The sequence below is a fragment of the Elusimicrobiaceae bacterium genome (assembly GCA_017520185.1).
GTDB lineage: Bacteria > Elusimicrobiota > Elusimicrobia > Elusimicrobiales > Elusimicrobiaceae > Avelusimicrobium.
Genome location: JAFXGO010000031.1, coordinates 1 through 26,021, shown reverse-complemented (window position 1 = coordinate 26,021; position 26,021 = coordinate 1). Strand labels below are relative to the sequence as shown.

Genomic DNA, 26,021 nt, shown 5'->3' with positions numbered 1-26,021 from the left:
TACTTATTTCACGCGGCCGGCGGAACCAAATACATTTTCGTTCTTTTCGGCATACATTTTGATAAGAGCTTCACGGGCAGGACCCAAATATTTGCGGGGGTCAAATTCAGCCGGTTTGGTGGCAAATACTTTGCGGATGGTGGCGGTCATTACTAAGCGGCCATCAGAGTCCACATTGATTTTGCAAACGGACATACCAGCAGCTTTGCGGAGTTGTTCTTCCGGAATGCCGGCCGTATCTTCCAATTTGCCGCCGTATTCGTTGATTTCTTTTACAGCCCATTGCGGTACGGAAGAAGAACCGTGCAATACGATGGGGAAACCGGGCAAACGTTTGGAAATGTCTTCCAAGATGTCAAAGCGAAGTTCAGGCAAAGATTCGCCGGGTTTTACTTTAAATTTGTAAGCGCCGTGAGAGGTACCGATAGAAATGGCCAAAGAATCTACACCGGTGCGGGTGACAAAGTCTTCCACTTGAGCAGGATCGGTGTAGGTGTGGTGGTCAGCGCAGACATCGTCTTCAATGCCGGCCAATACGCCTAATTCACCTTCTACGGTGACGTCATGAGCGTGGGCATATTCCACTACTTTTTTGGTCAAAGCAACGTTTTCTTCGTACGGCAAGTGAGAGCCGTCAATCATTACGGAAGAGAAACCGTTGTCGATGCAGTCTTTGCAGAGTTCAAAAGAATCACCATGATCCAAGTGCAAGGCTAAGGGAACCGGGTTTCCGAGTTCTTTCATCATTTCTACAGCACCGCGTGCCATCCAGCGAAGCAAAGTGGCATTGGCATATTTGCGAGCGCCGGAAGAAACCTGCAAGATTACCGGAGAGCCGGTTTGCACACAAGCAGTGACGATGGCTTGCAATTGTTCCATGTTGTTGAAGTTATAAGCCGGAATGGCATAGCCGCCTTCCATAGCATCTTTGAACATTTGTTTGGTGTTTACCAAACCAAGTTCTTTGTAAGAAACGGTCATGAGAGACTCCTCCTAAAAATTTTATATGTCCCTTTTATTTTACAATTTTTCATGGACTAATGGTGTTTTCTTGTGGGAAATCTTGCCAAAAGCACCTTTTGTGAGTATAATGTATTTACACTTACGCGCGTGTACGGGAGAAACATGGATTTTGTAAATTTAAAAACGTTGTGCCAATTGGACGGTATTTCCGGTAGAGAAGATGCCGTTCGTCAAGAAATTTTTAACCAGTTGTCCTCTTTGGCCCAAGATATTCGTTGTGACGCTTTAGGCAATTTGATTGCATTTAAAAAGGGCCGTACGGATAAAAATATCATTTTATGTGCTCATATGGACGAAGTAGGCCTGATGGTGAAATATATTTCGCCGGAGGGGTTTTTGTCCTTTGTGCCGGTGGGGGGGATAGATCCCCGTACTTTGTTGGCCCAGCGCGTGCGCGTGCATACTCGACAGGGAGTGTTGAAAGGGGTCATCGGCACTAAGCCGGCCCATATTACCCAAGAGTCCGAACGTGGAAAAGCCGTACCCATGTCGGAGTTGTTTATTGATGTGGGGTTGAATGCTCAACAAGTGGCTGAACAAGTGCAATTAGGTGACTTTGTCACATTGGAGCGTTCTTTTGAAGAAATCGGTCCGGATTGTTTTTGCTCTAAAGCATTTGATGATCGTGTAGGGTGTTTTTGTATTTTAGAAGCATTGAAACGGGTGGAAAAACCGTTTTATGGTGTGCATGTTGTGTTTTCTTCTCAAGAAGAAGTAGGCTTGCGTGGGGCTACGACAGCAGCCTTTGGTCTGGAGGCGGATTTGGCCTTAGCCGTTGATGCTACGGGAGCGGCGGATATCCCCTTGTGTCGCCCGCAGGATTATATCGTACGCTTGGGCAGTGGTGTGGCTATCACAGCCATAGACAGTATGACCATTACGCCTACGTGGTTGTTTGAAGGATTGAAGGATTTGTGTGTAAAAAATAAAGTCTCTTATCAGGTGCGCATTGCGCCGCGCGGTGGCAATGATGCAGGAGCTATTCACCGTTCTCGTACGGGGATTGCTGCTTGTGCTTTATCTGTACCGACGCGCAATATACATTCCAACGTGGAAATGGTGCATAAAAAAGATATTGAGACCACTGTGCAACTCTTGTGTGCTGTGCTAAACGATGGCGTAGAAAAAAGAGGATAAAGATGAAAAGTTTCGAATTTACTAAAAAACACGGTATTTATGCAGATGTGACGGATTTTTTGGGACAGGTGGATTATCAACTATCTCAGACCGATAAAAAACAATTTGAAAAATTAGACGTAATTTATCGGGCTTTGGTGTCTATTTTGTATAATTTTGCCCCTACTTCGGGTCATCCGGGTGGCAGCATTTCTTCAGGCAGAATCGTTAGCAGTTTGATTTATAAAATGTTGGATTATGAATTGGCCTCTCCGCATAGAAACGATGCCGATATTTTGTGTTATGCTGCCGGACATAAGGCTTTGGGCATGTATGCCATGTGGGCTTTGCGCAATGAATGTGTGCGCTTGGCGCAGCCTTCTTTGTTGGCAAAGGAAGAAATCAATCAGTTGCGTTTGGAAGATTTATTGGGTTTTCGCCGCAATAAAGTACAGGGAACTGTTTTATTTAAACAATTAAATGTAAAACCCTTAGGCGGTCACCCCGAACCGGTGACTCCGTTTGTTTATACTTGCACCGGTGCCAGCGGGGTGGGCGATGCTTCTGCCGTAGGGCTTGCCATTGGCGCCGCCGATGCCTACGCAGAAAATAGCCCCATCGTCAATATTTTAGAAGGTGAAGGCGGTTTAACTGCCGGCCGCGTAAGCGAGACATTGGCTTGTGCCGCGACGGCTCAATTGAAAAATGTTATTTTTCATATTGATTGGAACCAAGCCTCTATTGAAACAGAATGTGTCACTTGTGAAAACGGCAAAGCCGGAGATTATACTCAGTGGACTCCGGTGGAACTTTTCCGCATTCATGATTTTAACGTGATTTATGTGCCAAACGGACATGATTTTGATCAAGTATATGCCGCTCAAAAGATGGCTTTGACTTTTGCTAATCATCAACCTACCGCCATTGTTTATCGTACGATAAAAGGCTGGAAATATGGTTTGGAAGGAAAGGCTTCTCATGGGGCAGGCTATAAGTTTTGCTCGGAAGGATTTTATGAATCTTTGGCTGAATTTGAGCAAACTTTTGGGGTTTCTTTCCCGCGTTTTGAAGGGGAACAAACTCCGCAAAACATAGAAGAAAACTATTGGAAAGTGCTTTGCACCATACGCGCGGTGTTGGAAAAAGAAACCGACTTGACCCAATTTATTGCAGAGCGGGTACAAGAGCGCGGACATATGTTAAATGCCTATAAACGTCAAGTGCGTGAAGATTTGGGCGATGTGCAAAAGATTTATACAGATTTTAAACCGGAAGAAGTGCCGGCGGAATTTGAGTTTAAAGTGGGGGAAAGCTATACAACGCGTGGTGTGCTGGGCAATGTGCTTGCTTATTTGAATAAAAATACCAACGGCACTTTGTTGACGGGTTCTGCAGATTTATATGGTTCTACCAATGCAGGCAATGCTTCCAAAGATTTTCCGGCCGGATTTTTTAATACTATGCTTAACCCTAAGAGCCGTAGTTTGTCTGTAGGCGGTATTTGCGAAGATGCTCTTGCCGGTATTTGTAGCGGTATTTCAAGTTTCGGTAAGCATATAGGGGTTAGTTCCTCTTATGCAGCATTCTTATCTTTTGCACATGTGGCAGCCCGTTTGCATGCTATCGGTTATCAAACCGGCAAGGAAGTGGGCCTGCCTATTAATACATGGGTACTGTTTAACGGTCATTCCGGTTTGCCCACCGGAGAAGACGGCCCCACGCATGCCGATCCGCAGGCTTTGCAACTTGTGCAGGATAACTTTCCGAAGGGGCTTTGTATTACATTGACTCCGTTGGAAGTAGATGAAATTTGGCCTTTGGTGACACGTGGCTTTCAGTTGCGCCCTGCATTATTAAGTCCATTTGTGATTCGCCCGTCTCACAAATTTATCGACCGTAAGGCCTTAGGCTTACCTGCTGCCATAGAGGCGGCAAAAGGGGTATATTGTTTGCACAAACCGCAAGCAGAGCCGGAAGGAGTAGTGTTGTTGCAGGGGACCGGAGCGGGAAGAATTTTTGTAGAAAACGTTTTGCCTCAATTGAAAAAGCAAAATGCCAATATAGCTGTGTTGTATGTGGCCAGCCGCGAACTTTTTGAGCTCTTGCCACAAGCAGAGCAAGATAAAATACTGCCGCCTGCATGGAAACAAATAGCGACGGCGATTACAGACTTTACATTGCCGACGGTGGACTGTTGGTTGCATAGTGATATGGGCCGTGCTTGCGCGCTCTATCCCCATAAGAGCGGGCAATATTTAGGAAGCGCTAAAGCCTTCAAACTTTATGAAGAGGCTCAAATGGACGCTTCCGGCCAATTACAAGCCATTGAAGAATATATGAAACAGCGCAAACAGGGCCAGTGGCAATAAGATATTAAGGAGAAAAAAATGGCAGAAGAAAAACCTTATTTAACCGGAAGAACCTATATTTTTAGACTTCCAAAAGGAAAAGATCTCTTGGAATCATTGGCAGGTTTTTGCCATGATAACCAAGTGAAGTGCGGTATCGTAAACGTCATTGGTGCGGTGGAAAACGCAACGGTAAGTGTGTTTGACCAAGCCAAGAAAAAATATGACAAAAAAGTCATCGCTGAGCCGATGGAAATTGTCAACTTGAGCGGAAATATCAGCATTCAGGACAATCGTCCTTGTGTGCATGCCCACGTAATGTTTGCCAATCAGGAGTATCAAGTTTTTGGCGGACATTTATTACCGGGCACAAAAATCTTTGTGGCGGAAGCCTATATTCAAGAATTAGTGGGTGAGCCCAAAGTGCGCCGCATGGATAAAGTGACCAAAATTTCCTTGTGGAGTTAAGGCCTGCTTTTTATCAAAAAACCCCCTGCCAATCGGCAGGGGGTTTTGCTTTACCAAAAAAAACTATTTAGTATTGCCGGTACTGCCAAAACCGCCTGAACCGCGTGAAGTGTCCGAAAGTTCTTCGGCTTCTTCAAAAGACGGATATAATGTGGGCAACACCACTAATTGTGCCACTTTGTGACCTTTTTCAAAGACAAAGTCCGTATCGTTTAAATTGTACATACATACAATTAATTCTCCGCGATACGGTGCATCTACCAGCCCCGCCATCGCTTTGATGCCTTTGCTTTCTACGGAACTTTTGCCCCAGATAATACCGGAGGTGTTTTCAGGCAGTTCTACCGCTACGCCCGTATGTACTTTGGTAATGCTACGCGCAGGTAAAACCGTACGTTCTAGGGCAAATAAATCAGCACCGGAATCGGTGGGGTGTGCGCGGTGCGGAAGTAAAGCATCGGGATGTAATTTTTTTACTTTCATAATTTTCCTTAGATTAATTTGGCCATTTGCTTTAACGCATTGTCTGCATATACCTTGACATTGCTTTGATCTCTTTTGACCATTGCGGACAAGGCCGGAATTAAACTTTTTAAAAGAGTAATATCAAATTCTTTATCTTGGGTATATTGGTTCGCCTGCGGACTGGAAAGCACTGCTGCCATATAAGCGGCGGCTCTGGCAGAATTAATGCGAATGTTGACGTCCGGATTTAATAATCCTTTTTTGATCGTGTCTATGGCATGGCCCGTCATAAAACCTAAAGCCAACGCATAGGTGGAAGATTGTTGAGCCGTATAACGCGTTTTTAAGGCTTTGGCACATTCATCTAAAGTCCAAGTTTTATTTTGTGACAGGGCAACCGCTAAGGCATTGGCGGCTTGAGGGTCTAATTCGTTTTTGGCCATTTTTAATAATTGTTTGGCTGCTTTCTCGGTTTGTAATTGCCCTAACCAGCTGGCAGTAGCCGCACGTACTTGCGCCACATCGGAGCGAGAAGTTTCCTTTAAATATTTAAAGGTTTGTTTCTCATCTTTGGATATCAAATTCATGGCGCGCGTTGCAAAGGCAGGGTCGTAAATATACAAGTTAATAATTTCTTCTTTATAGATGTCTTTTTGCGGATTTAAAATGGTGTAAGCCGCTGCTGCATAGGAGCGCAGGGCTCTGTCTTGGCTGAAGGTGGCGTCTTGTAAAAGAGAGGATAACTCTTGATGTTCGGTCCCCATAGCCGTTAAAATAACTGCGGAAAAAACTTTTTTAAGCATGTTGTCATCTTTGATGATGATATTTAATAATTTGGCTTCATAGGCTTTGGGTGGAGTAATGCGCACAAGGCTGGCACCGGCGGCAAAAATGGTATTGGCATCTTTGGCAGCGTCAAACAAGGAAAGAACCTGAACGTTTTGGGCCGTCGTGCGAGTTTTGGCCTGTAGCAAAGGCAAGATAGAAGATAGATTTTGCTCTGATTGTGCCTTTGCTGTATTGGATAAAAGGATAAACAAAAAAAGGAAAAGGAATAATTTTTTCATATAGCCATTATAGCATTTTCAGGGATGGGCTACAGATGAGAAATGAATTATAAAATTATTCCGAAACGGCATCGGCCAATCGGCCAACGGAAACGTTGTTTTTGCAAGAGAGAGGGCTGGAATAAATATGCAAATGCTCTTGATTTTGCAAAACAACTACTTTCTGCCCGCCGAGCGCTAGTAAAAAACGAAGATTATTATTTTTCATACAAAACTCCAAATCCTGTAATCTTATTATTATGGTAAATGTTTTTTAAACTGTTCACAAGGGTCTTAAGACCTAAAAAAAGACTAGGTCTTTTGTTCTTTACTATAGTGCTTGAGGGAAAATTTTTGTTAAAATAGATTTATGAAAAAAATACTAGTTTTGTTGTTAATTTTACTGTCCGGTTGGGCCTTTGGGGCAGAGCCGCTGTTGGTGATAAAACCTTTTCGGGAAACTTTTTTAAATTTCCCTTCAGACACTTTAGGAAAAGATGCTTTGGTGGTGACTGTTTTTTTGCCGGAAGAAAAAGTGCCCCTACGCAAAGATTATCCGGTTTTATACGTGCTGGGATTAGGGCCTAAGCAAGCAGAAGAAATAAAAAAAATACAAGATAATTCTGCACAAAAAATCTTATTGGTCGGGATAGAACTAGGGGATAATGCCCAAGCCGGTGTGCAAGAAATTTCCACGTTTATTTCACGCGAATTGGTGCCTTACATGGACGCAAACTATCTGACGATAGAAGGGGCAAATCATCGAGGGTTGGCGGTATGCGGAGCAGAATATGCGGAGTTGGCTGCTGAACTGCTGCAAAAGAAAGAATTGTTTTCCCGTTATCTGTTTTTAAATTTACCTTTAAAAAACATTTCTTTGAACCAAGACAATATGCCTTTGCGTATTTTGTTGGCAGGGGATAGAGAACCCCTGACTGTTTGGCAAGAAACCTTAGAAGATAAAGGGCTTTTGTATGGTAATAATTTTGTGACGAAGATTACAAAAGAAGATTCTTTGTCTTCTGTTTTGGATATAGATTACCTGTTTTCTGAAGAGGTATCGGTGCAAGTGAAGAAATTGAGCGGTTCTGTTTATCCGCAAGCAGTATCCATGAAGACCGGTAAAGCCTATCTGTCTGTCTATGCTCTGCTTGCAAACGGCTCCCTATATGATTACATTCCTCTTTCTTTGCGCATGAGTCCGCCTTATTTAAGTTGGAGTGCCTCCAGCGGAGAGTTAACCCCTATTTCCGGTGCAGAGCGCGGAAAAGTCAAAATAAGGGTTTTTGTGGATAAAATAGATTTTGGTGCAAAAATATCCTTGAAAAAATAAGAAAAAAAGCCATTTTTGGCACTTTCGTAGTAAAAAAAATCAAACTTGTCAACAGTTTTCTTAAAAATATAATTTTGAGTGGTTTGAAAAAGGAAAAAGAATTTCTCCGTCGGAATATTCGGCGATATAATCCATTTTTTCCTATACAAAAAGAAAGTTATCCACAGAATTTTGCACTTATCCACAGGTTTTTAAGGAAACTTTCTTTTTAAGCCTTTTTTGCAAGATTAAAAAAGGGTATTTGTAGAGTAGAAACGGAGTTATCCACAGGTTATCCACACTTTGTGGATAAAATGGATATCTGAAAAAAGAAAAATTTTTTATTAATTTTTTACTAATGCTTTTGCTATAATTTTGAAAAGGATTTTTTATTTAATCTGTAAACATGCATCAAGGAGGCATGGAATATGAAAGTTTCAAAAGTGTTTGTGACGGCTTTGTTGTCTTTGAGTTTGGCAGCTTGTGCAGCCAACAGTGCATATGAAGGAGAAGATGCAGATATTCCTCGTTTGCCGGAGCGTGACCCTATTATCCAAATAGAAGCCGATAAAAATGCCAAGTTATTAAAACAAAGCGTAAGGGAAATGGCCGAAAGCCGCCAATTACCTGATATCACCTATGAGTTTGATTCTATACAACCGCCGGATTATTCGTATGAGTTTTTGGATAAATTGGCCGAATTGTTGTTAACAAACCCTAACATGAAACTGATTATAGAAGGAAATGCCGATATCGTGGGAGATAAGGATTATAACTATTGGTTGGGTTCTTCTCGTGCCACGGCGATGAAGTCTTATTTAGTCAGTCGTGGGGTATTGGCAGACCGCATTCGTGTTCACTCTTATGGCGCAGACAGGCCCTTAACTTATGATACCAGCAAAGAGGGCCGCCGCACCAATCGCAGAGTACATTTTGTCTTGACCACCCGTTCTTGGCAATCTGTTTATTAAAAGTATTTTTTGATTTAAAAAAGCAAGGATTGGATCCTTGCTTTTTTTATGGGAAGAATTATTCCAATTGGAGAAGTATTTTAAGAATATCCTCGTAAAAACGGTTAATATTTTCACCTTCTTCAATAATATTGTTGGTAATAAAGGCAAAAGCAATAAGGCGGCCCTGCCTGTCTTTTACGTAGCCTGCTTGGGCTTTTACTCCGTCTAGGGTGCCGCCTTTAACATGAATGTCTTTGTTGCGTTTAAACGGGGTTAAAAAACGGCGCAATAGCAACAAGTCTCCACGATCATCTACAGTGGCCAAAGAGTTGTAATAATGGGAAAAGTTTGGACTCTTGGCCATGAATTGTAATACATCTAACAAAGTTTGCACCGACAATTGATTATCTCTAGACAAACCGCTGCCATCGTAAATCATCATATTATCAGTTGGAATGGAATTTTTTTGCAAAAATTCTTTCAACGCGGCAATTCCGTTTTCGGTGGTGGCTTTTTGGCCTGAGTGCAAGGCTAAGTGGCGCAGTAAAGTCTCTGCATATAAATTAAAACTGCGTTTATTGACGATATAAATAATGTCTTTTAATGGGGGGGATTGATGCGTGTATATCAAACGCATGGCAGAATAATCCGCCTCTATGTCTAAGAGAAATCCGGCTCCGTTTACGGGGATCTGATCTTTTTCTAACTGCATAATAAGCAAATCCGTCAGCAGTTGTGCCGGATCGGGTAAGGCCGCTGATATGCGATATTGCTTAAAAGTTGACGTGGGTAATGTGCCGTGTATTTCCAAATTATATTGTTGTGGTGCGGCATATACATAGACTTCATCTTTTTGATGATGTGCATCTGCCGTGACAAAAGAACGAATTTTTAATCCCTCCGTTTCCGGAAAGAAGGACTTTACTTGCATAAGGGCGCCATGTTTAGGTTGTGCCTTAAAAACAATTTCAAAAGAATTGTCGTTAAAACTGAGTGCGCTTACGGGTGCGGCAAAATAGTTGCCCATATTTTGCCAGTTTGTTTTTGTGGGGAGAGAAAGCCCCTGCAATAAAGAGACATCGGCATAAATGTTTCCGTTGATTTGCTTGATGCCGGCGGAGCGAATTTTTTGAGACCAATGTTGAAGCAAATCTTGCCATTTCATGCTCGTTGGCACTCTGTCTGAGCCTAATGTAGGGTCTGCCCCGCCACGAATGTAGAGGTGCCCGTTTAATGTTCCGTTGGCATCTATGGTGCCTTCTTGATAAATACGGGTTTGAAAACGATGTTGGGAGCCAAGCATTTCTAAAGCAGCGGCAGAAGTTAGCAGTTTAAGCGTAGAAGCCGGTGCTAAGCGTAAATCGGGCTGAATGGAAAAAAGAGGTTTCTTCTCTTGCACATAAGCGGCGGCAGCAGCCCACGAAGCCCCTTTTAGTACAGAGCGGTCCGCTAAGGTATAAACTTGCCATGCTGAGTCTGTTGCAGCAGCGTAAGAGGATAAAAAACACAAAATAAGAGAAAATAATATTTTCATGATATTTATAGAATAGCAAAGTTTTCCGCTGCCATGAAAGGGCGAGTAAATGCTACAATAAAAAAAAGGAGAAAATATGTTAATTATTCCTGAAAAGAAAAGTATCGCTCTTGTAGCGCATGATAATAAAAAGAAAGATTTGTTGGAATGGGCTTTATATAATAAGGGCTCTCTTTGTGAGCATCATTTGTTTGCTACCGGAACTACCGGTAGTTTGCTACAAGAGGCCTTAGGGGTGCCGGTGCACTGTTTTAACAGTGGTCCTTTCGGAGGAGATCAGCAAATAGGAGCAGATATTTCTGAGGGGAAAATACACGCATTGATTTTCTTTTGGGATCCTTTGAATCAGCTTCCTCATGATCCGGATATTAAGGCCTTATTGCGTTTGGCGGCGGTATGGAATATACCGGTGGCCTGTAATAGAGCTACGGCGGATTTTTTGATTTCATCACCGCTATTTTCAAAAGAATATAAAAAGGTCTTGCCCGATTATGGGCCTTATCTAAACCGTTTTAAGAAATAAAAAGACCCCGCTTTATGCGGGGTCTTTTGTATTAGATTTTATTGTTTGGTATCACCTTTTTTAGCCAGAAGAACATTCAAGTCTTTAGTTGTGACCAGACAACCTTTGGGTTGTTGTTTTAACCAAGGCATAATGCTATCGATAAATCCGTCAATTTTTTCTGCCTCATCAATGAAATTTAAGATGATGGGGAATTTCTCTACCAATTCGCAATAACGGGTATCGCGCAACTCTGTGCTGAGCCCATAGCCCAAAGCACCTTTGATTACGGTCCCACCGGCAATGCCATATTCTTTGGCTTTGCGGATAATGGTTTCGTACAGCAGATGATGGTCCACAATATCGGTGCTGCTGACAAAAATTTCCAGAGATTTGATTTTTTTTGCTTCCATCGTTTGACCTCTTTTTTAGGACGCCACCGATGTAAAAACTATCGGCGGTCGAACGGTCTAACCGCTACCTTCATTATAACAATTTCCTCCGGATAATCAAGAAAAAAAGTATTTATAAGAGTTGTTTTTTGGCTAAAAAAAACCCCTGTTTAGTACAGGGGTTTTTAAAACCAAGGATACCATTTGTCTCTGTCTCTAATGTTAATAAGCATAGAAGATACCAATAAATCCCGTGCGGATATGGCTTGCGGTTTATCTATGTTGCAGGTGAAGGTATTAAAAATACTTTTTTTGCTTTCAATGTGTCCGGTGCTTTGCATGGATCCTTCAATCCGATAACTAGCTCGCAGAAAGCCCCACAAATGACCTGTCACTTTGCGCAAAAGCGCCACAGGCAGGCTTTCTTCCGTTATATGTGCCAAGATATTTCTGTTTTTATCTAAAATTTGCCATTTTCTAAGCAGGGAAAAGCGTTTTCTTTCTAACAAAAGAACTTCTTTGGATTTAACAAAATAAGCCAGATAACATTCCTTTTTTAACCCGAAACCACGTTGTATAATGAGTACCGCCTTACAACCTTTAGCATCGTATAAAGCAAACTGACGTAAAACCAATTGGGACCATAAAACTCCGCAAATAAAAATTACAAAACCCAAAGGAATAATAAGTGAAACGGCAGAGTATACGGTGTTATAGGCAAAAGAACTAAAATGACCGATTTGGGTGCTTTCTAAAAGACCTGTTATGGCCATAATAAGCACTGCCAACACCACCAACACGATTCCGCCAAATAAAAACAAACTATCCCAACGGCTGGAAAGAGATATCAATACATTGCCCTGATTATCTCTGACACGGAAAATTAAAGAAGGAGTTCCGTACAGGCGGAGAAATTGAATCGGATAAGGGGAGTTTGGATTGACGTCTGCTTCTTTTTGCTTTTTGGAAAGAAAAATTTTGCCAATAAGTGCCATTATCTGTAGGAAAAGATAAAAGAATAGACATAACACCAATACATCAAATCCGTGCCCTAATTGTTTAATGTAAGGTGGCATGTTGCGCGTCACCAAAGAGGCAGGCCATTTGATTTTGGTTGTTTTTTGAGCAACGGGAACTGTCGGCACAGGTTTTATATCTACTTTTTGCAAATCATTCGGATTTACCAAGTTTTCTTCCGAGACGGCAGGAATGGATTCTATATTATAGGCACGTGGATCGGTTAAATCCATTTCCATGCTGGGAGCGGTTTGTTGTGCGGGGGAAATAAAAGAAAAAATTAAATCTGTTTGGGCATAAGACAAATCTTTGGCCAAGATAGAGTATGCCTTTTTGCCGATCAAGAAATATCCGGAACTAAAATCATTTTTTGGGCTAAAAAAACTAATGTAAAAGAAAGGATCTCCCGTAGAAAAATCAATTCTTTTAATTTCTTCTCCTGTGTAAGTGTTCCCTACAACTTGCATCTTTTTCTTTTTAACGTCTGCTAAATCCGTTTGCGTTTTTTGTTCGATACAGGCTGGGTCTTGGCAAGAGGAAACAGGTTTAATATCAATGCGAGCACTACCCTTCACAACCGATAAAACGGTTCCAGTCGCTGCGGTGCGTGGTTCGGCCCAACCGGAAGGCAAATCCATCGTAAATTGGCCGTCTTTAGACGTAAAAACGGCCGCCTGCGCAGCGGTATGAAGAGATAAAAAAAGAATAAACAGAAACTTTTTCATGCTATGATTTCGTCATAGGGTACGATATAACTTATTATATATAATTATTGCCCGCCTGGCGCAAGTGTCTAAAAGAAATAAAATAAGGATAAATCCATTGCCCAGAGAAGGAGAAAAGTGATATCATAATAGTGTATATGAAGTTAGTAAGAGGAAAATAGTATTATGCAACAAAGAATTGTAAAGAAAATAGACGTATTGAAGCAGTTAATGAAAAAAGATGGTTTTGATGGATTGGTAATCACCGATAGTATTGATCAATTTTATTTATTAAATTTTGTGTTTTCTCCAGGTGAAGCCGTAGTTTTGTTGAGTGATAAAGAATTGGTTTGTTTCACCCGTCAATTATACGTAGAAACTTTAAAGCAAAGAATTCCTTTTATGCGCTGTGAAGGCGTGGATAAAGGTATGCCCGTTGCTGCTGTGGCTGAGGCGGCTCGTCTCGGTTTAACGAAAGTCGGTTTTGATGGAGAAAAAGAAAAATACAAAGTGGGCTGCTTGTTTAAACAGGCCGGTTTTGTGGAATATGAGGGATATATCTCTCAGTTGCGTCAAGTCAAAGATGAGCAAGAGATTGCTTCTTTAAGAGAAAGCAACAGAATTGCTTTTCATACGTATCAATACATTCGCCCTTTGGTTAAAACGGGTATGTCTGAGGTGGAATTAGCGGCCGAAATAGAAAAATTTATGCGTATGCAAGGGGCATCTTCTCCTTCGTTTAACTCTATTGTTGCCTTTGGGGAAAATACGGCCAATCCGCATCATGTTGCTTCCGACAGAAAATTGCAAGATAATGAAGCTGTTTTGATTGATTACGGTTGCGTGTATGAGGGGTACTGCTCCGACATTACGCGTTGTTGGTGGCATGGAGACCATGAGCCGGAAGAATATACGAAAATTTGGAATATCGTAGATCAGGCTCGTCGTGCCGGCATAGAAGCTGAGGTGCCGGGTGCCATTACTCAACAAGTAGATGCCGCCGCCAGAGATATTATTGAGGCTGCCGGTTATGGAGAATATTTTACCCATCGTTTAGGACACGGAGTAGGGCTTGAGATTCATGAAGAACCCAATAATGACCAAACCAGCCAAACCGTATTGCAAGAGGGGCATGTTCTTACCATTGAGCCGGGTATTTATTTACCCGGAAAGTTTGGTGTTCGTTTGGAAGATACCATCGTATTGACGAAGACCGGATCTGAAATTTTAACTTGTGAATAATATGGAAAATTTAGCAAAGCAGCGCGTTAAAGATTTTCAAAAAGTATTAAAAAATGCAGATGTGCAAGGCTACGTCTGTGTATCTGCTTTGGAAATGCGCTATTTTACGGGTATAGAGTTGATGGACGGAGAAGCCGTTTTCCTGTTCACTCAGCGTAAAGCATATTGTTTAACCAAAACGATGATTTTGCCCAAAATGCAATCTGTTAAAGATTTTATTTCTTTGCAAGACGTCAGCGGAGATATGTTGGCGGCAGCGTTAGAATTGGCACTTAAGTTGAAATTAACCCACTTGGCTTTTGACCCACAAAGTATCGACTTTGTGCGTGGTGAAAAATTGGCTCAAGCCGGCTTGATGCGCATGGAGGGAGTTGTGGCTGAAATGCGCAAAGCCAAATATGAAGACGAAATCCGTTTGATGAAAAAAACCTGTCAAATAGCCGCACAGGCTTTTGAGGAAGTAAAACCTCAGATTAAAACGGGTATGAGCGAAGAAGACGTAAGAGTCTTGATTGCGATGGCGATGCTCAAACGCGGAGCCGATAGCGTTGCTTTTAACATTGTCTGTTTTGGTGAAAACTGTGCCGATCCTCATCATGAGCCTTCTGCCAAAAGAAAACTGAAAAAAAATGATGCTATTTTGATGGATTTCGGTTGTTATTACAAAGGCTATTGTTCCGATATGACACGCAGCTGGTGGCATGGTGATAAAGAGCCTGCCGAATATCATAAAATTTGGCATATTGTATCTATGGCAAAAGAGGCCGCCGTTGGTATGCTGAAGGCCGGTTTGCCGGTGGCGGAAATAGACAAAGCCGCCCGCGCCGTCATTGAAGACAGCGGATACGGAAAATATTTTATTCACAGCACCGGTCATGGTATTGGGCTGGAGGTGCATGAGTCTCCGATTGAAAGAAGCAATACCGTTGGAGAAATAGAAGAAAATTTTGTGATTACCGTAGAGCCGGGCATTTATTTGGACGGAAAATACGGAGTCCGCTTGGAAGATAGTTATCTGGTGACAAAAACCGGATCTAAAAATTTGACACAAAAATAACGGGGAAACCCGCAAAGAGGTACAAACTATGATTAACACAACCCAGTTTCACGATGGTCTGATTTTCGAAGATGAAAACGGACAAATCGTTGAAATCATTGAGTTCCAACATCACCGCAAAAGCCAAGCACGCGCTGTTGTTCGTGTGAAATTGCGTAATATTCATACAGGTTCTTTGATTGAAACGTCTTACAGACCTGAAGATAAATTTAAAGAAGTGGAAGTTGAAAAACGCCCGTTCACCTATTTGTATGATGAGGGTGATATGGCTGTTTTTATGAATAGTGAAAACTATGAGCAGGTTTCTGTGCCCATAGCCAAACTTGAAGATCAAAAGAAATATTTGAAAGATAATATGGAATTGACCGGTATCTATATCAATGACGAACTCTTGAATATGGAATTGCCGATTAAAGTTCCCTTGACCATTGCTTCCACCGTTCCGGGTGTAAAAGGCGATACCGTAGCCAATATGACCAAAATGGCCACATTGGAAACGGGTGCCGAAATCAAAGTGCCTTTGTTTATCAATGAAGGAGATAAGATTTTGGTAGATACTCGCACCGGTGCTTATGTGGAACGTGTAGTAGAACCCAAATAATGTTTTTGTTAAGGCGTGTGCTTGTTATATGGATATGTCTGTTGGCGGCCAATGCGGCATGCGCCTTTACTTTTTCGTATGGACGTTTTTTTGATGTAGAAGATGTGAAATATGAAAATGACGTGCTAAAGATGCCTCTGGCACAAGGAAAATACAAAAACGTAAAAATTTTATCTCAAAAAGTGTACCGTTTTTTGTTAGACTGTGAGAAAGATTGTCAGTATCAGGTGCCTGCTATTACATTTGAAACGGTGGACTATCGTAAAGCATTTACGCAAGAGGGGATGCTGATTGCGGATGTGGATTTTAACGGTGAGATTGCTTTGACGTTTCTTGTGTTTAAAAATAAAAAAGGATTTTTGATAAAAACACCTAAAGAAATTATTTTTAAAGACAAGAAACTTCAAAAACAAGTAGAAATTTATTTAAAGGAATTGGCAGAAAAAACTTATGAAGTGTGTGGTGGAAAATACATGGGTAATAGCGGAAAATGTGGAAATGGCCAATACGTTTTTTAAACGTCTAAAAGGGCTGATGTTCCGCAATTCTATGCCGCAGGCAACAGCGATGTTGTTGGCCCCTTGCCCACAGATTCATACTTGTTTTATGAAGTTTGCCATTGATGTTTTGTTTTTAGCAGAAGACGGGACCGTATTGTATGTGATAGAAAATATGAAACCGTGGCGCATCAGCCCGATTGTTCGCCATGCAGTACAAACCTTAGAGCTGCCCGCCGGTACTTTAAAAGGCCGAGTAAAAGAGGGCCATTTGGTTGATTTTAAATAGGAGAAAACCATGAAAAAATTATTGATTTTTGCTTTTTTGTTTGCATTGTGCGTCCCTGTACAGGCGCGAAATATTTGGGATGATTTTGCCGCCAACGTATCTGCCGATAACGTGCGTGCTTTTGCCAAAGATTTAGGGGGGCTGATGGGTTCTGGCACCTATACCACCGGTCGTGTGTTAGGTTGGGGTGGGTTTCAAATCGGCCCGCGTGCAAGCATGATTTTTAAAATGAGTAAAGGGAAAAATGAAACGACGCATACGGCATTGGGGGAACGTGAAGAAGTGGGGGAAGTGTATTACCCTTGGCTTCAAGCCGATATCGGTATGCCGTTTCGTTTAGATGGTTTTATTCGTGCCAGCAGTTATCAAGGAATGACGATTGCCGGCGGCGGTTTGCGCTGGGGTATTACGCGTCCGAATGAAATGTTGGGGTCTTTTCAGCCGATGTTGGTGTTGTCTGCGCATAGTGCCAGCGCGCGTGATTTTTCCGCTACGCACTACAATGCCAGCTTGGTTATGTCTATGAAATTTAAATATTTTGTCCCTTATATCGGCGGTGGTGTGGATTATACAAATTTACATATCAACCAATCGGTCATGGCACCGGAACTGGCCGGTGAAACCGAATATGCCGCTACCGCCCGTGCAACGGCGGGGCTGAATTTTAAACTTCCTTCTTATTTGGATTTAAGTTTAGCAGCTAACTACGCACACTACGGCTTGGGCGCAGAAGCCTCCATCTCACTTAGGTTTTAGCAGAAATCTTTTAGAAAACCGCCCGAAAGGGCGGTTTTTTTAAGAAAGACCTAGATTTTTATAGGCCTAAAAAACATAAAAAATAGGTCCAAGGACCCTAGTGAATTTTTGCAAAAACAGGTTTAATATAAAGAAGAAGTAAATAGATTAGGAGAATGAATATGAATTTAAAGAAGATGGGTTTTGTGTTGTGTGCTGTATTTGGTTTGGCCTCTTTTGTACAGGCTTTGGATATGCAGGCTTTGCAGTCTGCTGTGGAACGTGCGAATGTAAAAGCGCAGACAACTCATGCGCAAAAGAACGTGCCTCCCACCAAATTTGCCGATCCTCAAAAGCAAGAGGTTTTTAATTATTATCTGATTAAAGGGGTGGAAATACTGAATAAATCCGGTAATTTGGAAGGTTGCCACCAGGAAATTTGTGGTTTAACCAGAGAACATTTTTTGGTATTAGTCTTGGAGAATGCTGTTAGAAGTTATTTTGAAAATGAAGATTCCAATGGTCGCTCTTTGACCAATGACGAATACCGTGCTGTTGACTATGCCATTTTCACGCTGATGATGAACGGCGATGAAAAAGAAAGATTTGCCGCCTACAGACCCTATTTAGGTTATACCAAAGAATGGTTGGAAGAACATCCGGTTGAGAACTGGAGTGAATATGTGGTGGCTTGTGAAAAAGCCATGAATTATTTCTACGAGGCTATGAAAATGTTGGTAGAGGCTGAGCGTCAAGGGCCTGCGGAATTAAACAATGTTTTGAATTATTCCACTTGGATGATGATGACTCATTAATTTTAGTTGCATTTTATAAACCCCGCCTGTTTAGGGCGGGGTTTGTATTGGAGAAAAAATGAAAAAGATATATTGTTTGTTTGTATGTACTTGTTTTTGTATCAGCGGAGCGCAGGCAGCTGAATTTTCTGAGCAAATATCGGCTTTTGAAAGTGCCTTTCACCGTCAGTCTGTTTCTACTGTATTACAATCAAGGACGATTCCTCCTACCCAACTTGATACGGTGGAAAAGCAGATTTTATTTAAAAAATATTTAAAAGCTGCCGAAGAAATTTATAATCAATCCAGTTTGGTTCAGTACTTTGAGACCAACTATCCCTCAGAGTGGAATTTGGTACATAAGGGCATGATTTATATGTCCAAAGAAGAATATTTTGTCAAATTTTTGGAACATATGCTCAAACAAGCGGGGGATTATCCGGACGATGAAATCTTGCCCGAAGATCATGAAAGAGCCATTAAATATACTATTTTTGTTTTAATGATCGAATCAGACTCTCGCTACGAAAAATATCGCTCCCATTTAGGCTACACCAAAGAATGGTTGCAGCAACATCCTGTGCAAGATTGGGCCTCTTATGTGGAACTTTGCAAGTTTTATATGGATCTATTTTATTTTTCTATTAAAGAATTTGTGCAGCAATATCACAGTGATATAGATATCTGGAGAGTTTCTTTTGAGACGAGAGACTGGCTGCCGTTGGAAATGCAATATTAGATTGAAAAGATACATAAAATCCTCCCAAATTTGTTGGGGGGATTTTTTATAACTACTAAGTAACAAAATCTCATGCGTAAGGTTGAGTGATTTTATAAATAACCCCCCAGCCTTGCTGGGGGGTGTTTTGCCAAAACATCTCTGCTAGTTAAAAGCAAGGGTTTATTACTTTGCGGCTGCTTGCAAAAGTTTTACTTTGTCGGTGGCTTCCCAGGGGAAGTCTTTGCGTCCAAAATGCCCGTAAGCAGCCGTAGGTAAATAAATGGGATTGCGAAGTTTGAAATGTTCGATAATTCCTCTAGGAGTCAGGGGGAATATTTTACGCGCAATCTCGGCTAGTTTCTGATCACTGATTTTACCCGTTTCGTGCGTATCTACATAGAAACCCACCGGTTCATCTTTGCCGATGGCATAGGCCAACTGTACCGTACATTCATGGGCCAATTTAGCCGCTACGATATTTTTGGCGATATAACGGGCCATGTAGGCAGCAGAACGGTCTACTTTGGTGGGGTCTTTGCCGGAGAAGGCACCGCCACCGTGCGGACAACGGCCACCATATGTATCTACAATAATTTTACGCCCCGTCATACCGGTATCACTTTGCGGACCGCCGATGACAAATTTGCCGGTAGGATTAATCAAAATTTTGGTGTCTTTATCCATCCATTTTTTGATAGCAGGTAAAATGGCCACCGCTTCAATTTCTTTTTTAGAACGTTCGGTGATTTTATTGCCGGTTTTGTCTAAAATTTCTTCGGTATGTTGGGTAGATACCACCACCGTATCAATGCGTACAGGTTCGCCATCTTCATACTCAATGGTCACCTGACTCTTGGCATCGGGGCCTAAGTACGGCAAGGTTTTGTTTTTGCGTGCTTTTTCCAAATTTTTCAAAATTTCATTGGAAAGCACTAAAGTAAGCGGCATATATTCAGTGGTTTCATCTACGGCATAACCTACCATTAAACCTTGATCTCCGGCACCGCCTACGTCTACCCCTTGACTGATGTCAGGAGATTGTTTGCCAATGACGTTGACTACGGCACAAGTGTCTGCATTAAAACCGTATTTTGCATCCGTATAGCCGATTTCCTTGATATGATTGCGGACCAACTGTTCCACATCCACCCAAGTTTTGGTCGTGATTTCACCACCCACTACCACTAAACCACGCGTAATATACGTTTCGCAAGCGACGCGGGCTGTTTTATCTTTTTTCAAAATCTCATCTAAAATTAAGTCTGAAATTTGGTCACATACTTTATCAGGGTGTCCTTTGGACACAGATTCGGACGTGAAATAACATTTTCCTTGTTTAATCATAAGCAACTCCTGAATGCGTCATAGTAGAGAATCATTTTTATATAATACTTATTATACTAATTTAGGGGTTAAAAACGTGAAACTGATTTCTTGGAATGTTAACGGTTTGCGAGCCGTAGAAAAAAAAGGATTTTTGGATTTTTTAAATACATGCCATGCTGATATTCTGGCTTTACAGGAAACGAAAGCCTTGCCGGAGCAACTTTCCGATGCACTCCGCGCACCGTCCGGTTGGCACAGTTATTTTTGCTCAGCAGAACGTAAAGGCTACAGTGGGGTGGCAGTGTATAGCAAACAAGAGCCGCTGCAAGTATGGTATGGGTTGGGAAATGAAGAATTTGATAAAGAAGGCCGCACATTGATATTAGAATATCCTAGTTTTTTCTTTATCAATATTTATTATCCAAATGGCGGTCAGGGGCCGGAACGTATTGATTTTAAACTCCGCTTTTATGATTGTTTTTTGCAAAAGAGCAAAGAATTATTCAAAACGGGTAAAACGGTGATTGTGTGCGGAGACGTTAACACCGCTCACCAAGCCATAGATTTAGCCCGCCCAAAAGAAAATGAAAAAAATACCGGTTTTTTACCGGAGGAAAGAGCCTGGTTGGACCGTTTTTTTAGTGAAGGATTTGTAGATACCTTCCGCCAATTTAACAAAGACGGAGGGCATTATAGTTGGTGGGATTATAAGACCGGTGCGCGCAAAAGAAACGTAGGCTGGAGAATTGATTACTTTATGATAGATGCTCTTTCAAAAGATAAGTTAAAAGGGGCCGGAATGTTAAGCGATGTAATGGGTTCGGACCATTGTCCTATATGGATAGAAGCAAAATTATAAGATTTGATAAAAAATATATAATTTTATAAATTAAATAAATAGATACTTTGGAATATATGGGAGGAATTATTGTGAAAAAAATATTAGTTTTTCTGTTTTGTTTAGTCGGTCTTTGTACAGAAGTGTTTGCAGAAGAAAAAAAGCATAGCCTGCAAGTGGCTTATGAAATGTCTAATTACAAATATCGTGAGCCGGGCCTGATGTCTGTTAAGGCCAGACCCAAATATGGGGTTAGTGCGGCTTATACACTTAGGGGGCTTTTGTCACAGGATTTTGCCGGAGATGATCATTCTTTTGCGACGATAGATTTTAGATATATGACCGGCGATGCTGATTATTATGGCGGCATACAAGATGGCACTGGGAATGTGACCCCTTTTACCTATAAAGGAATTGAGGATTATTACTTTGAGGCCGGCTTACGCATGGGAGCAGTTTATTCTTTTGCTGATAATTGGCAAGTGTGGCCCTATTTTGGGTTTGGCTGGCGCAAATTAGTCAACCATTTGGAAGAATCCGGAGAAACAGGTTATTTAAGAGAATCTACCTATTGGTATTTGCCTATCGGAGCTAATCTTAAATATATAAACAACGATTGGGAGTTTGCCCTTAACGGGGAATTTGATTATTTCTTAAAAGGCAAGCAGTACAGCGGTCCTGTATCCGGTATGGAAGGCAACAATAATGATCAGGGTGAAGGCTATGGTGTGCGCGTTAGTTTAAAAGCAGAGAAGAAATTTGAAAAGGTAGGTGTTTTTGTAGAGCCTTTCTGGCGTTATTGGCATATTCAAAATTCTTCTTTGGCCTGGAAAGAAATTACGGGCACCGGTTGGGCTATGGGTGTGATAGAACCCAAAAATTATACACATGAATATGGTTTAAAGATAGGCGTTAGTTTTTAAATTTAAAAGCCCTCTCTAAAAAGAGAGGGCTTTTTTAGCAATGAGCAAGGTGTGTTTAGGCTTCGATACCGGTGAATTTTTGCAGTAAAAATCCGATGAAAAAACTGACAGCAGCTACACCAAAACTCAGGCAGGCCATTTCCAAAAATCTGCCCTTAAAATCTTCACTTTTGGCTACGGCATAATAAAAAGTAAAAGAGGCGATGACCGTTAAGGCCAAAAATAACATAAGACCCAGAGCCACAAAAATATTATCCAAAATGGCGTACGGGAACACCAATAATCCTACCGTCAAAATGTAGGCCCCTGCCGTATAAATGGCAGCCTTAACAGGGTGTTTTCCTTCTGCCTTTTCTGTTTTGGAGGACAAATACTCCGAAGAGCCCATACTTAATGCAGCAGCAATGCCGGTGATGGCACCTGTCAGTGCCACTAGTTTTGGGTTTTGCAAAGCAAAGGTAAAACCGGCCAATGCACCGGTAAACTCTACCAAAGCATCGCTTAAACCCAGCACCACAGATCCCATATAATTTAACCGTTCTTCGTTGATAAGATGAATAAGAGCCGCTTCATGAGCGTCTTCATCTTCAGCCAATTTTTGTACAGCGGGGAAATCTTCATACATGCGGTATTTTTGAGCGGCGTGTCCTTCATTTCCTTCCATCAGTTTAACCGTAAAAGTAATGCCAAAAATACGCGCTAATAATAAATACCAAGCAATTTTAATATAGCAAGCATTGCATTCTTTTCCTGTAATTTTAGAAATAATTTCGCAGTGTTTTGCTTCTTCTTGAGATATTTTTTCCAATACTTGTGCGTTTTGGGGATTCTTTTCACGCAAAGCCAAACGGTGGTAAATGACACTCTCTGTCATTTCATTCTTTTGGAATGTTATTAAAGATAATTTTTTGTCTTTGTTCATAATTTATTTTCTTCTGTATTTTCAGGTATAGTTTGTAAATCTGGAGTGTTTTCTTCTTGCGAGGGGAAAATGTTTTTACCTAATGCAAAATCATAAACAATACCGGCAAAGAAGTGTACTTGCTCCTTAAAATCTTGTTCCGATATATATTCATCAGCCGTATGTGCGCCTCCTTCGGCTTGTTCATACATGGAAGGACCAATGCCATAGGTAATAACACCTAAACGGCGCAAAAATTCTCCGTCGCCGGAAGCAGGGCTCATACCCGGCACGGGTACGGCTTTTGTCCAAAGACGTTGAGCCGTAGCGGAAATAGAGGCAAAGAGTTCGTCATTTCCATCCATCGGTTCCGGAAACGGAAGTTGTGGGCGTTCCAAAATTTCAACTGTTAAAAAATCGTCCGAAGCCAAAAAAGCGCGTAAATTATTTACAAACTCATCGGGATCAGTAGCAGGCAAAAGACGTACGTTGACAATGGCGGATGCCTCAGCTGAAGATGCACCGGTATCTGTGCCGGAGGAAATATTAACAGGGGTAATGGTGTCTCTGAGTTGCGTTTGAAAAAAAGAATCCTGTGCCATGATGTCCGCCGCCATTTGTTTTTGTTCGTCTGTGCCGGATAAAAGCAACTGTATAGTAGTTTTGCCATCTTCATTTTGCAGTGTAGCAATACGGGTAAAAAATTCTTGTGTCGTGGGGATTAACTTAGCCGGAGGCGTAAATTGCGGCAGTTTGGCCAAAGCCTCTGACAAACGATAAACGGCATTTTCCTGTACAGGGACGGAGGAATGGGCCGCTTCGCCGAAGGCTGTAATTTTAATATCCATATACATTTTGGTACCGGCTTCGGCAAATATAATGGGGCTTCCTTCGGGGCTGTCTTTAATGATACCGCCGCCTTCATTCAGGGCAAAACCGGCTTTAATTTTATTCCACTGCGTTTCGGCAATCCATTTGATGCCCGTATCGCTTCCGGATTCTTCTCCGGAAGTGGCTAAGAAGATAATATCTCGTTTAGGAGTAAGGCCGGAATCTTTAATCTGGGTTAAGAGGGCCAAATGCATGGCGGTATAGTTTTTGGCATCGGTTGCCCCTAAACCATATATATTGCCATCTTTGAGTGTGGCTTTAAATGGAGAAAAGGACCAACTATCACCGGCAGGAGCAGTGTCTAAATGGGAAATTAATAATAAAGGCTTGGCTTTAGGGTCAGAGCCCTTAATGCGTGCCAGCAGATTGGCAGCTCCTTTGCGCGGAGATAAAAAGTCCCAATCTATACCGTGTTTGTTAAGTTCTTTATATAGATAGCGTACGGCAGCTGTTTCATTGGGCTCAGGTTTAGAGGTATCAATTTCCAACAAATGGATCAGATGATTTTTCGCTTCTTGATACAGATGCTCTATATCTAGATCCTGTCCTTGTAGCGGAAAAACACAAATCAGCGTAAAGAAGATGAAAAGAAAAAATTTTTTCATAACGAGAAGTTAATCTTATCCCCCGTTTTTAATCCTTGACGGCTAATGGTACCGGCAGCCGCTTCCAATACATAGATTCCGTCTCCTTTGACGAAAGGAATTTGATGGTCCGGTGTATAAGTGTATGTGCGGGGGACTCGTTCATAAAGTTGAGTAATGGTTTTGTCTTGTGATATATAAATAATATCTAAGTCAATCAAGGTGTTTTTCATCCAAAAATAATGTGGTCCTGCGTTAGGCATCAAAAATAACATGCCTTCATTTTCTGGCAAATGTTTAACAAACATGAGTCCTTTTTTCGTTTTTTCCGGTGTATCTGCAATACGAACATGAATGGAAAAACCATTGTTAAGTATGACGGAGGTGTGACGGTAGTGATCGCACCCGCAGAAAAGAAACGCAAAAGAAATCACAATCAGTAGTTTTTTCATACTTTATAGTGTAGCAAAAAAAGGTTTTACTAACTTAAAAAATCTTTTTATGTATAGAGAAATACTTGCTTGCGAAATTTGTATTTTTTGATATAATTTTTATAGACCTTTTTATATTACAAAAGGTCTGTCTTGGGTTTTTATTTCATTATTTAAGAGGTTTCTCTCATGCCAACATCTTTTTTACGCTTGTTTGTAAATGTTTTAGTTGCTCTTTTTCTGTCTTTGTTCTCTACTAATGTGTTTGCCCAATCGGCCGAAGTACGCTCCATGGGGGTGTATTATGTAGACAGTGCAGATATTCCCAAGGCCAAATTGGATGATTCTTCCATTACAGCAACCGCAACCAATGTGAACAGTATTTATTGTAATTGGGGGGGAGATAATTTAACAAAAATAGAAAATATAAAAGACACCTCTGATAATCCTAAATATGGGGTCTACAAAGGCGGTATCGTCAATGTAGCCGGTAAAAACACGTCTGACCCGTGGCAAACCTCTGCTTTGATTGAGTATGACCAGCCGTATCCGTCTCCGACAGAAAATAACAGTTATCCTAACCACTGTTTAGGTTTGTGTATGGATGTGTACTGTACCAATAAACCCAACGGTTCTGCCACGTACTCTGTTGCCTTTCCTATTCAAAACGTACGCTTTGAAATTGCCAAATATTACGCTTCCAACGATATCGGCAATCCGGAAAAGAGCCCGGCTGTGCGCACGATAGACATGAGTATGGAAAATAACTATATTGTCAATGGAAACAATGTTTCTAATGGAAATATTGACTTATCCCAATTTATGTGTGCTTCCTATTCTTGCTGGGGGTCTTCCGCTTCTTTTTATAATACCCAAACCTGCCCCAATCCGTTGTACGAATGTGTTAAAAGAAGTGAATTGAGTTCTCTTGGATATAAGAATCTTTGCACAAATATTACTGGAGAGAATGCAACAGACAATAACGACAGGGATTATTGCTGCCGCCCTTTGGCCACTTCCGGTAACTTCAATTTAACGCCTAGTATTGTATCAAGCAGCAGTTTTTCTGTGGGAGGAAATATTTATTGCGGAAAAGAAACAAGATGCAGTTCTTCTTCCGGGAGTGGTTGCGCTAATGGTAGAGAAAGCCTGTGTATTATTCGTTCAGCAGGTACGGGCAAAGGGTATAATGACCCGATTCGCTTTTGTACGTCGTGGGATGGGTCTTATGAAATTTTGGGAGAATTTGGCAAAACCAATGGTCAGTTTGGTGTACGCGGGACGATCCATACGGACTATCCCGGCGATGGT

Annotated in this window: 28 protein-coding genes; 17 read left to right on the top strand and 11 right to left on the bottom strand. The window is 41.5% G+C overall.

Annotated elements, in window-relative coordinates; translation table 11 throughout:
• Window positions 1–3: 3 nt before the first annotated feature.
• Window positions 4–981 carry a class II fructose-1,6-bisphosphate aldolase gene (locus tag IKL48_06125; GenBank protein MBR3604227.1) on the bottom strand — a complete coding sequence of 326 codons (978 nt, stop codon included), beginning with the start codon at window positions 979–981 and terminating at the stop codon, window positions 4–6.
• Between the two features lie 144 nt (window positions 982–1,125).
• Between IKL48_06125 and IKL48_06120 the strand changes: the two genes are divergently transcribed.
• The 3 genes from IKL48_06120 to IKL48_06110 are packed head-to-tail and all read left to right on the top strand — an operon-like array spanning window position 1,126 to window position 4,955.
• Complete coding sequence (locus IKL48_06120; GenBank protein MBR3604226.1) at window positions 1,126–2,160, top strand: M42 family metallopeptidase; 1,035 nt, start codon at window positions 1,126–1,128, stop codon at window positions 2,158–2,160.
• A 2-nt stretch (window positions 2,161–2,162) separates the two neighbouring features.
• Entirely contained in the window at window positions 2,163–4,508 is a 2,346-nt protein-coding gene (locus IKL48_06115) for a hypothetical protein (protein ID MBR3604225.1), read from the top strand.
• A gap of 18 nt (window positions 4,509–4,526) precedes the next feature.
• The gene (locus IKL48_06110) at window positions 4,527–4,955 is read left to right on the top strand and encodes a DNA-binding protein (GenBank protein ID MBR3604224.1); all 429 of its coding nucleotides are present in this window, start codon (window positions 4,527–4,529) and stop codon (window positions 4,953–4,955) included.
• Window positions 4,956–5,018: 63 nt separating this feature from the next.
• On the opposite strand, the gene dut is transcribed toward IKL48_06110, so the two are convergent.
• Genes dut through IKL48_06095 form a run of 3 tightly spaced genes read right to left on the bottom strand, consistent with a single transcriptional unit; the run spans window position 5,019 to window position 6,695 of the window.
• Window positions 5,019–5,438, bottom strand: a complete 420-nt coding sequence (gene dut, locus IKL48_06105) for a dUTP diphosphatase (GenBank protein MBR3604223.1) — start codon at window positions 5,436–5,438, stop codon at window positions 5,019–5,021.
• A gap of 8 nt (window positions 5,439–5,446) precedes the next feature.
• Entirely contained in the window at window positions 5,447–6,487 is a 1,041-nt protein-coding gene (locus tag IKL48_06100; GenBank protein ID MBR3604222.1) for a hypothetical protein, read from the bottom strand.
• Window positions 6,488–6,542: 55 nt separating this feature from the next.
• Complete coding sequence (locus tag IKL48_06095; protein ID MBR3604221.1) at window positions 6,543–6,695, bottom strand: hypothetical protein; 153 nt, start codon at window positions 6,693–6,695, stop codon at window positions 6,543–6,545.
• A gap of 141 nt (window positions 6,696–6,836) precedes the next feature.
• Here IKL48_06095 and IKL48_06090 point away from each other — a divergent pair, with 141 nt between their 5' ends.
• A complete protein-coding gene (locus IKL48_06090; protein MBR3604220.1) occupies window positions 6,837–7,799 on the top strand; it encodes a hypothetical protein in 963 nt (320 codons plus the stop codon).
• Window positions 7,800–8,206: 407 nt separating this feature from the next.
• Window positions 8,207–8,749: an OmpA family protein gene (locus IKL48_06085; protein MBR3604219.1), complete on the top strand. Its 543-nt coding sequence runs from the start codon at window positions 8,207–8,209 to the stop codon at window positions 8,747–8,749.
• Window positions 8,750–8,807: 58 nt separating this feature from the next.
• Here the strand turns inward: IKL48_06085 and dacB are convergent, their stop codons facing one another.
• Window positions 8,808–10,265: a D-alanyl-D-alanine carboxypeptidase/D-alanyl-D-alanine-endopeptidase gene (gene dacB, locus IKL48_06080; protein ID MBR3604218.1), complete on the bottom strand. Its 1,458-nt coding sequence runs from the start codon at window positions 10,263–10,265 to the stop codon at window positions 8,808–8,810.
• 76 nt (window positions 10,266–10,341) lie between these two features.
• Here dacB and IKL48_06075 point away from each other — a divergent pair, with 76 nt between their 5' ends.
• Window positions 10,342–10,788, top strand: a complete 447-nt coding sequence (locus IKL48_06075) for a methylglyoxal synthase (GenBank protein MBR3604217.1) — start codon at window positions 10,342–10,344, stop codon at window positions 10,786–10,788.
• A gap of 38 nt (window positions 10,789–10,826) precedes the next feature.
• Here the strand turns inward: IKL48_06075 and IKL48_06070 are convergent, their stop codons facing one another.
• Together IKL48_06070 and IKL48_06065 are read right to left on the bottom strand one after the other, a co-directional pair.
• Complete coding sequence (locus IKL48_06070) at window positions 10,827–11,180, bottom strand: DUF190 domain-containing protein (GenBank protein MBR3604216.1); 354 nt, start codon at window positions 11,178–11,180, stop codon at window positions 10,827–10,829.
• A 164-nt stretch (window positions 11,181–11,344) separates the two neighbouring features.
• Complete coding sequence (locus IKL48_06065) at window positions 11,345–12,901, bottom strand: hypothetical protein (GenBank protein MBR3604215.1); 1,557 nt, start codon at window positions 12,899–12,901, stop codon at window positions 11,345–11,347.
• Window positions 12,902–13,066: 165 nt separating this feature from the next.
• Between IKL48_06065 and IKL48_06060 the strand changes: the two genes are divergently transcribed.
• From IKL48_06060 to IKL48_06025, 8 genes are all read left to right on the top strand, one after another.
• Complete coding sequence (locus tag IKL48_06060) at window positions 13,067–14,122, top strand: aminopeptidase P family protein (protein ID MBR3604214.1); 1,056 nt, start codon at window positions 13,067–13,069, stop codon at window positions 14,120–14,122.
• A gap of 1 nt (window position 14,123) precedes the next feature.
• Window positions 14,124–15,179, top strand: coding sequence for an aminopeptidase P family protein (locus IKL48_06055; GenBank protein ID MBR3604213.1), 1,056 nt, complete (start codon window positions 14,124–14,126; stop codon window positions 15,177–15,179).
• A 28-nt stretch (window positions 15,180–15,207) separates the two neighbouring features.
• A complete protein-coding gene (gene efp, locus IKL48_06050) occupies window positions 15,208–15,780 on the top strand; it encodes an elongation factor P (protein ID MBR3604212.1) in 573 nt (190 codons plus the stop codon).
• The gene (locus IKL48_06045; GenBank protein MBR3604211.1) at window positions 15,780–16,298 is read left to right on the top strand and encodes a hypothetical protein; all 519 of its coding nucleotides are present in this window, start codon (window positions 15,780–15,782) and stop codon (window positions 16,296–16,298) included. The genes efp and IKL48_06045 overlap by 1 nt, the downstream gene beginning before the upstream one ends.
• Window positions 16,279–16,566, top strand: a complete 288-nt coding sequence (locus IKL48_06040) for a DUF192 domain-containing protein (protein MBR3604210.1) — start codon at window positions 16,279–16,281, stop codon at window positions 16,564–16,566. Before IKL48_06045 ends, IKL48_06040 begins: the two co-directional genes overlap by 20 nt.
• 9 nt (window positions 16,567–16,575) lie before the next feature.
• Window positions 16,576–17,322, top strand: coding sequence for a hypothetical protein (locus tag IKL48_06035; GenBank protein ID MBR3604209.1), 747 nt, complete (start codon window positions 16,576–16,578; stop codon window positions 17,320–17,322).
• Between the two features lie 161 nt (window positions 17,323–17,483).
• On the top strand, window positions 17,484–18,116 hold the full coding sequence (locus IKL48_06030) for a hypothetical protein (GenBank protein ID MBR3604208.1): 633 nt from the start codon (window positions 17,484–17,486) through the stop codon (window positions 18,114–18,116).
• 58 nt (window positions 18,117–18,174) lie between these two features.
• The gene (locus IKL48_06025; GenBank protein MBR3604207.1) at window positions 18,175–18,834 is read left to right on the top strand and encodes a hypothetical protein; all 660 of its coding nucleotides are present in this window, start codon (window positions 18,175–18,177) and stop codon (window positions 18,832–18,834) included.
• Between the two features lie 165 nt (window positions 18,835–18,999).
• Here IKL48_06025 and metK read toward each other — a convergent pair whose 3' ends face one another.
• Window positions 19,000–20,160: a methionine adenosyltransferase gene (metK, locus tag IKL48_06020; GenBank protein ID MBR3604206.1), complete on the bottom strand. Its 1,161-nt coding sequence runs from the start codon at window positions 20,158–20,160 to the stop codon at window positions 19,000–19,002.
• A gap of 13 nt (window positions 20,161–20,173) precedes the next feature.
• Between metK and xth the strand changes: the two genes are divergently transcribed.
• Window positions 20,174–21,001, top strand: coding sequence for an exodeoxyribonuclease III (gene xth, locus IKL48_06015; GenBank protein ID MBR3604205.1), 828 nt, complete (start codon window positions 20,174–20,176; stop codon window positions 20,999–21,001).
• Window positions 21,002–21,072: 71 nt separating this feature from the next.
• Window positions 21,073–21,903: a hypothetical protein gene (locus tag IKL48_06010; protein ID MBR3604204.1), complete on the top strand. Its 831-nt coding sequence runs from the start codon at window positions 21,073–21,075 to the stop codon at window positions 21,901–21,903.
• Window positions 21,904–21,958: 55 nt separating this feature from the next.
• Here the strand turns inward: IKL48_06010 and IKL48_06005 are convergent, their stop codons facing one another.
• Genes IKL48_06005 through IKL48_05995 form a run of 3 tightly spaced genes read right to left on the bottom strand, consistent with a single transcriptional unit; the run spans window position 21,959 to window position 24,731 of the window.
• A complete protein-coding gene (locus tag IKL48_06005; GenBank protein MBR3604203.1) occupies window positions 21,959–22,825 on the bottom strand; it encodes a VIT1/CCC1 transporter family protein in 867 nt (288 codons plus the stop codon).
• The gene (locus IKL48_06000) at window positions 22,822–24,300 is read right to left on the bottom strand and encodes a M20/M25/M40 family metallo-hydrolase (protein MBR3604202.1); all 1,479 of its coding nucleotides are present in this window, start codon (window positions 24,298–24,300) and stop codon (window positions 22,822–22,824) included. Before IKL48_06000 ends, IKL48_06005 begins: the two co-directional genes overlap by 4 nt.
• Window positions 24,297–24,731, bottom strand: coding sequence for a DUF192 domain-containing protein (locus IKL48_05995; GenBank protein ID MBR3604201.1), 435 nt, complete (start codon window positions 24,729–24,731; stop codon window positions 24,297–24,299). Before IKL48_05995 ends, IKL48_06000 begins: the two co-directional genes overlap by 4 nt.
• A gap of 168 nt (window positions 24,732–24,899) precedes the next feature.
• Here IKL48_05995 and IKL48_05990 point away from each other — a divergent pair.
• The coding region (locus IKL48_05990; protein MBR3604200.1) for a hypothetical protein at window positions 24,900–26,021 on the top strand (1,122 nt) is incomplete at its 3' end.

Bases quoted from the DNA above. Each gene is read 5' to 3' on its own strand.
- IKL48_06125 (MBR3604227.1), bottom strand. From the start codon at position 981: ATGACCGTTTCTTACAAAGAACTTGGTTTGGTAAACACCAAACAAATG.
- IKL48_06120 (MBR3604226.1), top strand. From the start codon at position 1,126: ATGGATTTTGTAAATTTAAAAACGTTGTGCCAATTGGACGGTATTTCC.
- IKL48_06115 (MBR3604225.1), top strand. From the start codon at position 2,163: ATGAAAAGTTTCGAATTTACTAAAAAACACGGTATTTATGCAGATGTG.
- IKL48_06110 (MBR3604224.1), top strand. From the start codon at position 4,527: ATGGCAGAAGAAAAACCTTATTTAACCGGAAGAACCTATATTTTTAGA.
- dut (MBR3604223.1), bottom strand. From the start codon at position 5,438: ATGAAAGTAAAAAAATTACATCCCGATGCTTTACTTCCGCACCGCGCA.
- IKL48_06100 (MBR3604222.1), bottom strand. From the start codon at position 6,487: ATGAAAAAATTATTCCTTTTCCTTTTTTTGTTTATCCTTTTATCCAAT.
- IKL48_06095 (MBR3604221.1), bottom strand. From the start codon at position 6,695: ATGAAAAATAATAATCTTCGTTTTTTACTAGCGCTCGGCGGGCAGAAA.
- IKL48_06090 (MBR3604220.1), top strand. From the start codon at position 6,837: ATGAAAAAAATACTAGTTTTGTTGTTAATTTTACTGTCCGGTTGGGCC.
- IKL48_06085 (MBR3604219.1), top strand. From the start codon at position 8,207: ATGAAAGTTTCAAAAGTGTTTGTGACGGCTTTGTTGTCTTTGAGTTTG.
- dacB (MBR3604218.1), bottom strand. From the start codon at position 10,265: ATGAAAATATTATTTTCTCTTATTTTGTGTTTTTTATCCTCTTACGCT.
- IKL48_06075 (MBR3604217.1), top strand. From the start codon at position 10,342: ATGTTAATTATTCCTGAAAAGAAAAGTATCGCTCTTGTAGCGCATGAT.
- IKL48_06070 (MBR3604216.1), bottom strand. From the start codon at position 11,180: ATGGAAGCAAAAAAAATCAAATCTCTGGAAATTTTTGTCAGCAGCACC.
- IKL48_06065 (MBR3604215.1), bottom strand. From the start codon at position 12,901: ATGAAAAAGTTTCTGTTTATTCTTTTTTTATCTCTTCATACCGCTGCG.
- IKL48_06060 (MBR3604214.1), top strand. From the start codon at position 13,067: ATGCAACAAAGAATTGTAAAGAAAATAGACGTATTGAAGCAGTTAATG.
- IKL48_06055 (MBR3604213.1), top strand. From the start codon at position 14,124: ATGGAAAATTTAGCAAAGCAGCGCGTTAAAGATTTTCAAAAAGTATTA.
- efp (MBR3604212.1), top strand. From the start codon at position 15,208: ATGATTAACACAACCCAGTTTCACGATGGTCTGATTTTCGAAGATGAA.
- IKL48_06045 (MBR3604211.1), top strand. From the start codon at position 15,780: ATGTTTTTGTTAAGGCGTGTGCTTGTTATATGGATATGTCTGTTGGCG.
- IKL48_06040 (MBR3604210.1), top strand. From the start codon at position 16,279: ATGGCCAATACGTTTTTTAAACGTCTAAAAGGGCTGATGTTCCGCAAT.
- IKL48_06035 (MBR3604209.1), top strand. From the start codon at position 16,576: ATGAAAAAATTATTGATTTTTGCTTTTTTGTTTGCATTGTGCGTCCCT.
- IKL48_06030 (MBR3604208.1), top strand. From the start codon at position 17,484: ATGAATTTAAAGAAGATGGGTTTTGTGTTGTGTGCTGTATTTGGTTTG.
- IKL48_06025 (MBR3604207.1), top strand. From the start codon at position 18,175: ATGAAAAAGATATATTGTTTGTTTGTATGTACTTGTTTTTGTATCAGC.
- metK (MBR3604206.1), bottom strand. From the start codon at position 20,160: ATGATTAAACAAGGAAAATGTTATTTCACGTCCGAATCTGTGTCCAAA.
- xth (MBR3604205.1), top strand. From the start codon at position 20,174: ATGCGTCATAGTAGAGAATCATTTTTATATAATACTTATTATACTAAT.
- IKL48_06005 (MBR3604203.1), bottom strand. From the start codon at position 22,825: ATGAACAAAGACAAAAAATTATCTTTAATAACATTCCAAAAGAATGAA.
- IKL48_06000 (MBR3604202.1), bottom strand. From the start codon at position 24,300: ATGAAAAAATTTTTTCTTTTCATCTTCTTTACGCTGATTTGTGTTTTT.
- IKL48_05995 (MBR3604201.1), bottom strand. From the start codon at position 24,731: ATGAAAAAACTACTGATTGTGATTTCTTTTGCGTTTCTTTTCTGCGGG.